Annotated in this window: 13 protein-coding genes; 6 read left to right on the top strand and 7 right to left on the bottom strand. The window is 58.0% G+C overall.

From position 1 onward, the window contains the following. Positions 1-100: 100 nt before the first annotated feature. Positions 101-940 (bottom strand): UTP--glucose-1-phosphate uridylyltransferase GalU, encoded by an 840-nt coding sequence (gene galU, locus PSPTO_RS16100; protein WP_003315315.1) that lies wholly within the window; start codon positions 938-940, stop codon positions 101-103. Positions 941-1,270: 330 nt separating this feature from the next. Between galU and PSPTO_RS16105 the strand changes: the two genes are divergently transcribed. Beyond that, a complete protein-coding gene (locus PSPTO_RS16105; RefSeq protein ID WP_005766205.1) occupies positions 1,271-1,552 on the top strand; it encodes a lipoprotein in 282 nt (93 codons plus the stop codon). Between the two features lie 72 nt (positions 1,553-1,624). On the opposite strand, the gene PSPTO_RS16110 is transcribed toward PSPTO_RS16105, so the two are convergent. Then, on the bottom strand, positions 1,625-1,978 hold the full coding sequence (locus tag PSPTO_RS16110; RefSeq protein WP_005737860.1) for a hypothetical protein: 354 nt from the start codon (positions 1,976-1,978) through the stop codon (positions 1,625-1,627). A gap of 167 nt (positions 1,979-2,145) precedes the next feature. Here PSPTO_RS16110 and PSPTO_RS16115 point away from each other — a divergent pair, with 167 nt between their 5' ends. Genes PSPTO_RS16115 through alkB form a run of 3 tightly spaced genes read left to right on the top strand, consistent with a single transcriptional unit; the run spans position 2,146 to position 3,392 of the window. Further along, positions 2,146-2,451, top strand: coding sequence for a DUF1883 domain-containing protein (locus PSPTO_RS16115; RefSeq protein ID WP_003380432.1), 306 nt, complete (start codon positions 2,146-2,148; stop codon positions 2,449-2,451). 14 nt (positions 2,452-2,465) lie between these two features. Beyond that, positions 2,466-2,648 (top strand): hypothetical protein, encoded by a 183-nt coding sequence (locus PSPTO_RS16120; protein ID WP_003380430.1) that lies wholly within the window; start codon positions 2,466-2,468, stop codon positions 2,646-2,648. A gap of 57 nt (positions 2,649-2,705) precedes the next feature. Continuing rightward, positions 2,706-3,392, top strand: a complete 687-nt coding sequence (alkB, locus tag PSPTO_RS16125; protein WP_011104393.1) for a DNA oxidative demethylase AlkB — start codon at positions 2,706-2,708, stop codon at positions 3,390-3,392. An 8-nt stretch (positions 3,393-3,400) separates the two neighbouring features. Here alkB and PSPTO_RS16130 read toward each other — a convergent pair whose 3' ends face one another. From PSPTO_RS16130 to gnd, 4 genes are read right to left on the bottom strand one after another with little or no spacing between them, the layout of a single operon-like run. Continuing rightward, positions 3,401-5,218 (bottom strand): glycoside hydrolase family 15 protein, encoded by a 1,818-nt coding sequence (locus PSPTO_RS16130; protein WP_005766210.1) that lies wholly within the window; start codon positions 5,216-5,218, stop codon positions 3,401-3,403. 52 nt (positions 5,219-5,270) lie between these two features. Continuing rightward, positions 5,271-6,089 (bottom strand): Cof-type HAD-IIB family hydrolase, encoded by an 819-nt coding sequence (locus PSPTO_RS16135; protein WP_005766212.1) that lies wholly within the window; start codon positions 6,087-6,089, stop codon positions 5,271-5,273. Beyond that, a complete protein-coding gene (gene zwf, locus PSPTO_RS16140; RefSeq protein WP_011104394.1) occupies positions 6,082-7,614 on the bottom strand; it encodes a glucose-6-phosphate dehydrogenase in 1,533 nt (510 codons plus the stop codon). The genes PSPTO_RS16135 and zwf overlap by 8 nt, the downstream gene beginning before the upstream one ends. Then, entirely contained in the window at positions 7,614-8,588 is a 975-nt protein-coding gene (gene gnd, locus PSPTO_RS16145; protein WP_005766216.1) for a phosphogluconate dehydrogenase (NAD(+)-dependent, decarboxylating), read from the bottom strand. The genes zwf and gnd overlap by 1 nt, the downstream gene beginning before the upstream one ends. A 313-nt stretch (positions 8,589-8,901) precedes the next feature. On the opposite strand from gnd, the gene PSPTO_RS29915 reads away from it, so the two are divergent. Beyond that, positions 8,902-9,075: a DUF6026 family protein gene (locus PSPTO_RS29915; protein ID WP_005766218.1), complete on the top strand. Its 174-nt coding sequence runs from the start codon at positions 8,902-8,904 to the stop codon at positions 9,073-9,075. 136 nt (positions 9,076-9,211) lie between these two features. Here PSPTO_RS29915 and PSPTO_RS16150 read toward each other — a convergent pair whose 3' ends face one another. Then, positions 9,212-9,703, bottom strand: coding sequence for a GNAT family N-acetyltransferase (locus PSPTO_RS16150; protein WP_005766220.1), 492 nt, complete (start codon positions 9,701-9,703; stop codon positions 9,212-9,214). Between the two features lie 617 nt (positions 9,704-10,320). Here PSPTO_RS16150 and glgA point away from each other — a divergent pair. Further along, positions 10,321-11,910, top strand: a complete 1,590-nt coding sequence (gene glgA / locus PSPTO_RS16155; protein ID WP_005766223.1) for a glycogen synthase GlgA — start codon at positions 10,321-10,323, stop codon at positions 11,908-11,910. Positions 11,911-11,921: the final 11 nt, after the last annotated feature.

Consider the following 11,921-nt stretch of genomic DNA (forward strand, 5'->3'; position numbering starts at 1 on the left):
TATCTCCTAGGCAGGGGCACAGCATAACCGCTTGGCGGTCTGGCAGAAACGACAAAGCCACCCGAAGGTGGCCTTGTGCAAAAACGTCATCAATCAAAAATCAATGCGCTTTGCCAGCTTTGTAGAAATGTTCGAAGCAGAAGTTGGTCGCTTCGATGTAGCCTTCAGCGCCGCCACAGTCAAAGCGCGTGCCCTTGAACTTGTAGGCCAGCACGTTACCTTCCGCTGCCTGCTTCATCAGGGCGTCAGTGATCTGGATCTCACCACCCTTGCCTGGCTCGGTCTGTTCGATTTTTTCGAAGATGTCCGGCGTCAGAATGTAACGGCCGATGATCGCCAGGTTGGACGGTGCATCTTCAGGCTTCGGCTTTTCGACCATGTCGGTCACGCGGAACAAGCCTGGCTTGATCTCTTCGCCAGCGATGACGCCGTACTTGTTGGTTTCCGACGGATCGACTTCCTGAATGGCAATGATCGAGCAGCCATAGTGCTTGTGCAGCTTGACCATCTGCGCCAGCACGCCGTCGCCTTCAAGGTTGACGCACAAGTCATCGGCCAGCACTACGGCAAACGCTTCGTTGCCGATCAGCGGACGACCGCTGAGGATAGCGTGGCCCAGGCCCTTCATTTCGGTCTGACGCGTGTAGGAGAAGCTGCACTCGTCGATCAATTTGCGAATACCGACCAGATACTTCTCTTTGTCAGTGCCTTTGATCTGATGCTCAAGCTCGTAGCTAATGTCAAAGTGATCTTCAAGAGAGCGCTTGCCACGGCCAGTCACGATGGAAATTTCGGTCAGACCTGCCGCGAGCGCTTCTTCAACACCGTACTGGATCAGTGGCTTGTTGACCACCGGCAGCATTTCCTTGGGCATGGCCTTGGTCGCTGGGAGGAAGCGAGTGCCGTAACCGGCTGCTGGGAACAAGCATTTCTTGATCATAAAAGTCCTTGGTAAGGGCTGATGGTGTTAACGGGCCAGTCTAATCAGGCGGCGGCCACCTTACAATGACCCGCCACGGGCCGTCCAATGCCATGATAGAGGAATCCACAGCCAGATAGTTCCGCACAATCTCGTATATTGCGAGCATCGAATGGCGCTGCATGGGCATAAAACTGCCTCACTCTACTGACAATCAGACTAAAGATAACGTCTGCATCAGCCGACGCAATGGCGGTGCAATAACGTAAAACATGGCGGAACGATGGCACCCGATCAAAGTCCAACAGCTGGCTGTTGCCCTTTCTCTGAACTTATATCGAAGCGAAAAACATGATCAGACTCCTGTCCATTATTGCTGTGCTGGGCCTTGCCGGCTGCGCGACCGCCTCAAACACCTACCTGAAAAACGGTAAACAGGGGCTGAGCATCGACTGCTCCGGCGAAGCCATGTCGTGGGCCAGCTGCTATGAAAAGGCCGATGCGTCCTGCGCGGGCACAGGCTATGAAATCGTCGGCACAGACGGCACGCCACAGCCTGCCGAACGCGACAAGACCCTGGGCGTGGACGTCGGTAACTACAAGAGCCGCAGCGTGCTGGTGGTGTGCAAATAAGTCAGGCCTGCCGCCCCGTGCAAACACCGCAGGGCGGCGCGATCCACAAGGGCGCATCCGAACAGGGTGCAATTAGCCGGAAATACACGCGTCGGCGGCGTTCTGAACGTCCCTGAAGCGGATAGGCACATTGGAAAGTCGCTCGTAGACCTTGATCGTGCTGCCGCCCGAGCGTGTCTCGATATCGACGACGGCCGCTGGCGACTTGCTGAGCTTCTGCGCCACGATGACTCGCAAACCGTCATGACGAGGCTCTACCAAAGGGGGTTTGCGGCTGCTACTGATCTTGCCAATGAAACAGTCCGCATATTCCTGAGGCTTCTTGCCCGACATCACGCTCATGGTAGGGAGCGTATGCTCGATGTCATCCACAGTGGCACAGCCGGTCATCGCCAGAGCCAGGACTACTACAGCAGCCAGTTTCATACAAAGCCTCCGAATAAAGGTCCTACGACAAGCCCGGGCGCAATTAAATCCCGACACAGGTGTTTTTTGCGAGAAACACGGCAAATTAGCTGCCATGAACGTCAAATTGCGAACGTCGCATGCTATCGTTTTGATTTTTCAGAAAAACCCCCGCTTCGGAGCCCGTCATGAAATTCGTACACCAGCGTGAGCATCTCAACGAGGACGACCTGGTCGTTATCGAGTGCTCCCAGACCTGCAATATTCGCCTGATGAACGATGCGAATTTCCGCAGCTTCAAAAACGGTGGTCGGCACACGTATCACGGCGGTGCGTTTGACACGTTCCCGGCCAAGATCGCTGCACCCAGCACTGGCTTCTGGAACATCACCATCGATACCGCAGGCCGCAAGGTCGATACCAACGCCGGACGCAAACCGCCTTTTACCCACAAAATCAAAATCGTCCGGCGCTCGACCTCTCGCCTGGGATGATGCAAGGAGTGACCGTGAACAATCCAGCACCGCGTACCACCAAATTCGCTGTCAGCTACAAACTCAACGGCGAACGCCGCTTCGAGTTCGCCCAGTTGCAGTCGGCTTCTGTAGAAGAAGCCGAGGCAGCCCTGAAGAAAATGCATGGCCCGGGCGACGATCAGATTACCGACGTCAAGGTCAGCAAGGCGCTCTGATTAAATGGAGCGCTGATTCAGCAACGCACACGGTACTGCCAGGTGTTCGACCCGATCATGCAACGCAAAGGTGACACTCCCGCCACTCTGGACCTGTTTGCCGACCAGACACCCCAGCCTCGACGCGACGAGCAGATCGGGCCGGGGTCATGGTTATTCAGCGGTTTTGCGCTGCCTGCCATGCCAACGCTGCTGCTCGCCCTTGAGCAGACGCTGGGCCACTCCCCGTTCCGTCACATGCTCACACCCGGCGGGCTAAGCATGTCCGCTGCATTGAGCAGTTGCGGACCGCTGGGCTGGATCACTGATCGTCACGGCTATCGCTACAGCGACGTGGACCCGCAAACCGGTCAGCCCTGGCCTGCGATGCCGGACGCTTTCATGCAACTGGCGCAGAGCGCCGCACTCGCCGCCGGCTATCGCGGTTTTGTGCCTGACGCCTGCCTGATCAATCGCTATATACCCGGCGCAAAGATGTCGCTGCATCAGGACAAGGACGAGCACGACCATCGCTGGCCCGTGGTCTCGGTGTCATTGGGTATCCCGGCGATCTTCCAGTTCGGCGGCATGCAACGCAGCGACAAGACCCGGCGCATTTCACTGTTTCATGGTGACGTGGTGGTATGGGGCGGCGAAGACCGGCTGCGCTTCCACGGCATCTTGCCGATAAAGCAGGCTGAACACCCATTGCTGGGCGAGCAACGGATCAACCTGACGTTCCGAAAGGCCGGTCGCGATAGCTGACAGGCCTTCTAAGCCCCCTCAAGCGCCCCTGAAGTCCGTGTCAACGCAGGACAGACCGCTCGATGCAGGTTCAGCGCGGTATTGATAATGCCAATGTGACTGAACGCCTGCGGGAAATTGCCCAGCATCCGACCATCCTTCGGATCATATTGCTCCGCGAGTAGCCCGACGTCATTGCACAAACCGCACAACCGCTCGAACAGCGCTGCGGCGTCATCGGCCCGGCCCAGCAGCACGTAGGCATCGGCCAGCCAGAACGAACAGACCAGAAAGGTCCCTTCGCGTCCTGCCACCCCATCGACGCTGCGCTCATTGTCGTAGCGCAGTAACAGGCCATCCTGCATCAGCGTGCGCTCGATCTGCGCGACAGTGCCGATGACACGAGGGTCTTCGGGTGGCAAAAAACCGGTCAGGACAATCTGCAGCAAACTGGCATCGACCTCTGTCGAACCGTAGGTCTGCACGAAACTGCCCAGTTCGGCATCAAAGCCGTGGCGACAGACATCCGCATGGATTTCGTCCGCCACTCGCCGGTAGTGTTCCGCCAGAGCACGATCTTCTTCGCCTTCGGCAGCCTGAGCGATCTGCGTGGCGTTGCGGTCGAAGGCCACCCAGGCCATGACTTTGGAATGGGTGAAGTGACGTGGTTCGGAGCGAATCTCCCAGATTCCGGCGTCCGGCAGGTGCCAGATCTTCGCCAGATAAGGCATCACCACCTTGGAAATAGCCACGCTGCGCGGGTGCTGCGGCATGCCGCCTTTAAGGGCCTGAATCATCGCATCTGCGACTTCGCCGTAGACATCCAGCTGAACCTGATTGGCCGCGCCGTTACCCACTCGCACTGGCAGCGAGTGCTCGTAGCCGCTCAACCACGGCAGTTCATATTCCTGCAAACGCCGCTCACCGCCCACGCCGTACATGATCTGTATCTGTTCCGGGTTGCCGGCAATCGACCGCAATAGCCAATCGCGCCAGGCGGTGGCTTCCTCGAAATAACCCAGATTCATGAAAGCCAGCAGGGTCATCGTCGCGTCGCGCAACCAGCAATAGCGGTAGTCCCAGTTACGCTCGCCGCCCAATTGCTCAGGCAACGAGGTCGTCACGGCGGCAACAATGCCGCCGGTGGGCGCATAAGTCATGGCCTTGAGGGTGATCAGCGAGCGTTTCACCTGCCCCGTCCACGGCCCGACATCAGGGCACCGATCAGAAAACTCGCGCCAGTAGGCTGCAGTGGTCTCGAGCGCATGATCGGGATCGATCTGTACGCGCAAAGGTTCGAAGGAAGGCTGGTACGCCAGAACGAACACCTTGCGCTCACCTTCCCCGACCTGAAATTGACTGGCGGTATGGTGATCCTGCGGATGCAAGGCCACCGGGCTGTGCAAAACCAGCATTTCGGGACCGGCCACCGCTGTCAACGTATGCGCGTCCTTGCGCTCGACCCACGGCACGCTGCTGCCGTAATCGAAGCGAATTGCAAGGTCTACGCCGAACTCCACCTGCCCGCTCAGCCCGACCACCATACGCACTACATGGCCGCTGGTGTTCATGGGCATGAAATCGATCAACATCGCGCGACCGTCACGGGTTTCGAAGACGGTCTCGAGAATCAGCGTCCCTTCACGATAACGGCGCTCAACCGCGATAACCTCGGCGCGTGGCGCGATCTTCCAGCGCCCGTGTTCTTCGCTGCCCAGCAATGCCGCAAAACAGGCCGTCGAGTCAAAGCGCGGAAAACACAACCAGTCCAGTGAGCCATCCCGGGCGACCAGGGCAGCTGTCTGACAGTTGCCCAGCAATGCGTAGTCTTCGATCAGTGCAGCCATTCAGAAATGCCCGTCTTGAGAGAGGGTTCGTCGACATGAACAACAGGCCGGTTCAGGCTGGCAGGATGTAACGCTCGATGGCTTTGGCAACACCGTCCTGCTCATTGCTATCTGTAACATGGTCCGCCTGTCCCTTGACTGTCTGCTCACCCTGCCCCATCGCGATGGACAACCCGGCCGCGTGAAACATCGCCACGTCGTTACCGCCATCACCGATGGCTGCGGTACGGGACAACTCGACACCCAGGTATTTCGCCAGCGCGACCAGTGCCGAGCCCTTGTTGGCGTCCAGCGCGGTCACGTCCAGGTAGTATTTTTGCGAGCGGGCGGCCAGCGCCAGGCCTTCGATCTGCGGGTTGAGCTGTGACTCCAGGGTCTTCAGCAGCTCGAAATCGGCACTGGCTGCGACGATCTTGTCGACGCGATCAAGGTACGACTCGAAACTCTCGACCTGAACATAATCGTAGCCCAGCGCGTCGCGCTCATGATCGACGTAGTCCGCGCCAGGGTCGAGCAGCAGCCACTGATCATCGGCAAACACCCAGATAGCGACGTTGTGCCCTGCGAACAACTCAAGGCAGGTCCTGACCGCAGCCGGATCAATACGATGAGCCGCGAGCAGGCTGCCATCGGGATGAGTGATGGTGCCGCCGTTGAAGGCCACCGTTGGCAGATCGACACCCAACGCTTCGATGACCTGGCGCATGGCCCTTGGCGGTCGGCTACTGGCCAGGGTGAAGTGGATGCCTGCCTGACGCAGGCGCCCGATCGCTTCGATGTTGACCTGACTCAAGCTGTGATCGCGGCGCAACAACGTGCCATCGATATCGGACAACAGAAACTGTACAGAGGATGAAGACGGCTCAGACATTCAGATCTCTCCACTCGCGACCATCACGGCTCAGCAACTCGTCACCCGCATCAGGTCCGTTCTTGCCAGCCTCATACGGCTGAACTTCAGGCTGGCTGGCCCAGGCATCAAGAAACGGCTGCAGAGCACGCCAGCCGTTTTCGATGTTGTCGGCACGCTGAAACAGGGTCTGGTCGCCGGTCAGACAGTCGTATATAAGGGTTTCGTAGCCGGTCGAAGGCTGCATCTCGAAGAAGTCCTTATAGGCAAAACCCAGCGCGATGTCCTCCATGTCCAGCGTCGGGCCGGGCCGTTTGGCGAACAGATCGAACCACATGCCTTCGTTGGGCTGAATCTGGATGCGCAGGTAGTTGGGCTTCAAACGATCGACTTCGGTGTCACGAAATTGCGCATAGGGCGCAGGTTTGAAGCAGATGGCGATTTCAGTGCTGCGGGCACTCATGCGCTTGCCTGTGCGCAGATAAAAAGGCACGCCCACCCAGCGCCAGTTGTCGACCATGACCTTGAGCGCCACATAGGTTTCCGTCGTACTGTCAGGCTCGACCCGATCTTCCTGGCGATAACCGACAACCTCCTTGTCGCCCATCGTGCCCTGCGCATACTGACCGCGTACCGAATTGGCCAGTGCTTCCTCTTTGTTCCACGGCCTGATCGCGCCCACCACCTTGGCTTTTTCGCCACGGACCGCGTCGGCACCGAAGGCCGCGGGGGGCTCCATCGCGACCATCGCCAGCAACTGGAACAGGTGATTGGGCACCATGTCGCGCAGTGCACCGGTGTGCTCGTAAAAACTGCCACGGGTCTCGACACCCACGGTTTCCGCGGCGGTGATCTGCACGTGGTCGATGTAGTGGTTGTTCCAGAACGACTCGAACAGGCCATTGGAGAAACGGCTGACCAGAATGTTCTGCACCGTCTCCTTGCCCAGGTAATGGTCGATCCGGTAGATCTGTTTTTCGCTCATGACCTTGAGCAGGCAGCCATTGAGCGCCACTGCACTGGCCAGATCGGAGCCGAACGGCTTTTCGATGATTACCCGGCGGAACCCGTCATCGGTTTCCTGCAGCAAACCGGACGACCCCAGGCGCTGGGCCACTTCGCTGAAGAACCGCGGCGCGGTGGCCAGATAAAACACCGCGTTTTTCGCACCGGTGCTCTCAATCTTGCTGGCGATGTCCTGATAGGTCGAATCATCCAGAAAGTCACCCTGCACATAGCTGATACGCTCGGCCAGCGTGCCCCACAACGCAGGATCGAGAGGGTCCTTGCCACCGCCGGCAATTTTGCCGGCGGCCTCGTCGCGAATGAAATTTTCGAGTTTTTTGGCGAAGTCCGCATCGCTGATCGCGTTGTGATCGACGCCGACGATGTGCAGCCCTTCATCCACCAGACCGTCGCGCGACAGGTTGTAAAGCGCCGGCATCAGCAGACGCTTGACCAGGTCACCATGTGCACCGAACAGAAACAGGGTGGTTGGGGGCGCAACTTCGGCTTTTTGCTCGGCACTGCCGCGCGACAGACCCATTACTTGGGTTCCTTGTGGCCACCAAATCCAAAGCGCATGGCAGACAGCATCTTGTCTGCATACGAGCTTGTCTGACGGGAGCGGAAGCGCGCGAACAAGGCGCTGGAGAGCACCGGAACCGGTACGGCCTGCTCGATCGCCGCCTCGATGGTCCAGCGTCCTTCACCACTGTCGGCGACCGAGCCGGAAAAAGCGTCGAGTTGCGGGTCAGTCGCCAGGGCATCGGCGGTCAGGTCGAGCAGCCAGGATGAAACCACACTGCCACGACGCCAGACCTCGGCAATGTCTGCAGTGTTGAGGTCGAAACGCTGCTCGGCCGGCAGATGCTCGGAGTTTTTCTGCTTGAGCAGGTCGAAGCCTTCGGCGAAGGCCTGCATCATTCCGTACTCGATGCCGTTGTGGATCATCTTCACGAAATGCCCCGAACCTGCAGGGCCTGAGTGGATGTAGCCACGCTCTGCGCGGTCGTCGGTCGAGGTACGACCGCGAGTGCGCTCGATCGAACCAAGGCCGGGTGCGAGGGACGCGAACAGCGGATCAAGACGCTCGACTGCCGCCACGTCGCCACCGATCATCATGCAGTAGCCGCGTTCAAGGCCCCAGACGCCACCGGACGTGCCGACATCGACATAGTGCAGGCCTTTTTCGCTCAGTTCCTGCGCACGACGAATGTCGTCCTTGTAGAAGGTGTTACCGCCATCGATGATCACGTCGTCGGCTTCAAGCAACTGACTGAGGGTCTGAATGGTGTCTTCGGTCGGAGCGCCTGCCGGGAGCATGACCCAGACTGCACGGGGCTTTTCCAGTGCACTCACCAGTTCCGCCAGATCAGCGACGGCAGTAGAGCCCTCATTGGCCAAGGCGCCGCGTGATGCCTCATCGCGGTCATACACCACTGTAGTGTGACCATCCAGCATCAGTCGCCGTGCAATGTTGCCGCCCATGCGGCCCAGTCCAATAATCCCAAGTTGCATGAAGGTGCTCCTTAAATCGTAAAAAGGTGCCCCACTTGCCGTCCAGCGCATCGACGGATAGCGAGCATGCTGTTTAGTCAAGCGAGGCAGAACGTCGGTTCCCTTGCAAGAAGGTGAAGACAGGATCGCCCTCCGATGGTGCATTTTGTCGCGATTAATAAACATTCGCGACAATTAAAAATAAAAAAGTTCCAAAATCATGCAAAAGAAATCAGAATCGGTGCCGATAGAGAGGTAAGCAGCGGCGCTCATGGATTGAAAGTCATTGCCACGGACCTTTCTGAGGTTGAATCCGCCATTTGCGAGGTGAGCAATGGGCACTGTACTACCAGCACTTGCACCACAGACCCTTTATGTCACGATCCGTCGCGACGAATTGCGTGCATTGAAAGAAGAACGCGAGCAGTTGCAGCGAAAAGTGGCTCACTTGACCATGATGCTGCAGCAAAGCCAGCTGCCTGCACCCGGTAAGATGCTTCAAGCCTGACCGCAGTTGCACTACCCTTCAGACCGCCCCGTGGCAAGCCCGATATGCTGGCTTGCCCGCTTGATCTGATGCTTCGCACAATCTTCTCCGCTTCTCCCTCCCCCGCCCGACCTGCTGCAGGCGCCCGCCACATTGGCTAGAGCGACTTCTGCCAGAACATCGCACGCCCCATTTCAGGGTTCAGCTGATAATTATCGAAGCCTAGCTTTTTATAAGCGCCTTGCGCCACGTCGTTGCCCTCGAGCACTTCAAGGGTCAGCTTGCAGCAACCGCGTTGACGGGCAATTTCTTCCACTTTGAGCAACATTTTGTGGCTGATACCCAGACCACGATATTGCGAGACCACCGCCACGTCATGAATGTTGACCAGAGGGCGGCAAGCAAAGGTTGAAAAACCTTCGAAGCAGTTGACCAGCCCGACCGGCTCGCCGGAAATAAAGGCCAGCACGCTGAAGGCATGTGGACGCTTGGCCAGCTCTATGGCCAGTTGCTGCCGGGTATCACTGGACAGCGACTTGCCCGCCCCCATGACATCCATCGAATATTCGTTCAAGACAAATCCGATTGCGTCAGCGTGCACAGGATTTGTATAACTCGCTTGCAGTACCAGTACCTCGGGGGCTTCCATTTCCATCCTCGTCAATTCAATCAGAGTGATTCAGTGAAATCAGTCAAAGGGGCGTTTATCAGGACCAGCGCCAAGGCTGGGACGGCTGGTCCGATTCTATCCTGCCCCGCTCCAAAATGTTCCAGCACAAATGTAGGAAATTTCTCCCCATGCCCGGAGATTGAACATCAGGCGCACCCGGAAAAGGCGCGCTGCACCGATGAGGCTCGTCACCCCCTCGCTTGACTACCCTTCTGTTATAAAAACGAAGCACTTGGCAGGTATTGTCGAACGATCCGACGACCGGTCATGTGCAGCGCAGCCTCGAAATCGAGCCCGAAAAAAACGCATCGACTGCCGGGCCGGCTCTTGCAGCATGCCCATCGCTGCGGCGTCGAAGCCCATGCCAGACATTCGTAAATAAAAAAGTCGAAACTTCTCAAAAACCGCCGGGTCAGGTGAATAGAGCATCTATGCTATTGGCTGACATCCGGTTATGGCGACATCACGCCGCTTGGTCACTGCGCATAATCGAAACGGGTATTGATCTTGCGTAGTGCACGTATGTGTACCCGGCCATAGGAAATGGCCAATAAAAATCAAAGTGATGCACCAAGACTGTTTAAGGGGAAAAATCGATGATTAGCGCTGCTGTCAAAACCCAGAAGGGAGAGAGTTTTAACCAGCCAGTTGGCGAGCTGACTCATCTGCCGATCTTTGCTGCCAAGAGCGTTACTTCGCTGCAATTGCCGACCTCGACCGTTCAACCGACCATGTCTCAGGTCAACAGGCGCAAAGTGCTGTTCGTGACCTCCGAACTGGCCGACCTGGTGAAAACCGGCGGGCTGGGCGATGTGTCTGCCGCACTGCCACGCGCCATGCGCCACCTGCACGACGTTCGTGTTCTGATTCCTGGTTATCCGCAAGTGATCAACAGCGGCAACCCGATCCATATCATCAGCCAGCTGGGTGGGCATGCTGCACTGCCGCCCTGCAAGGTTGGGCGTATGGATATGAAAGATGGCTTGGTCATCTACGTGCTGATCTGCCCGGAACTGTACGAGCGCGAAGGCACGCCTTACGCTGACACTAACGGCCGCGACTGGTCCGACAACCACATCCGTTTTGCCCGTCTGGGCCTGGCCGCTGCCGAGTTTGCTGCTGGCGAAGTGAAAAGCCAGTGGTGCCCCGAGCTGGTTCACGCCCACGACTGGCCTGCCGGTCTGGCGCCGGCTTACATGCGCTGGCGCGGACAGTCCACGCCGAGTATTTTCACGGTTCACAACCTGGCCTATCAAGGCACCGTGAGTACTGCGTCGAGCCGTGAACTGGGCATCCCGGATGAGGCGATCACCCCGGAAGGCATGGAATTTTACGGCAAGCTGTCGTTCATCAAGGCCGGCATGGCGTTCGCGAACCACATCACCACGGTCAGCGCCACTTACGCCCGGGAAATCACCACACCTGAATTCGGCTGCGGCCTTGAGGGCTTTTTGCAGAGCAAGGCCGACAAAGGTCAGCTCAGCGGCATTCCCAACGGTATCGATGAAAGCTGGGACGCCGCCACTGACGAACACCTGATCTGTCACTTCGCGCCCAATGAGTGGACGCGCAAGGAAATCAACGCCGATTACGTCCGCGAGCTGTTTGAGCTGGACGCCTCCAGCGGGCCGCTTTACGCGGTGGTTTCGCGCCTCGTTTACCAGAAAGGCCTGGACCTGACCATCGGCGTGGCCGAGCACATCGTCAACAACGGTGGGCAGATTGCAATCATCGGCCGCGGGGAGCCCGAAGAAGAAGATGCCATGCGCGAACTGGCGGCACGCTTTCCTGGCCGTATCGGTGTGCGTATCGGTTTCAACGAAACCGATGCACGACGCATGTTTGCCGGCAGTGATTTTCTGCTGATGCCGTCGCGCTATGAACCCTGCGGCTTGAGCCAGATGTACGCCCAGCGTTTCGGCTCGCTGCCTGTCGCCCGCAACACCGGCGGCCTGGCGGACACCATCGAGGATGGCGTTACCGGCTTTCTGTTCAATGAATCAACCGTCGAAAGCTACACCGAAGCCCTGAACCGCACGTTTCAGGTCTTCGCTCACCCGGAACTGCTCAATGCCATGCGCTGCCGCGCAATGGCTGCCCCCTTCAACTGGCATCAGGCAGTGGAGCCCTACGCAGAGCTTTATCGCGACCTGTTGAAGAAAAACGTGAGCATGACCAGCAACTAACCAGGTTAAGG

The organism is Pseudomonas syringae pv. tomato str. DC3000, from assembly GCF_000007805.1.
GTDB lineage: Bacteria > Pseudomonadota > Gammaproteobacteria > Pseudomonadales > Pseudomonadaceae > Aquipseudomonas > Aquipseudomonas avellanae.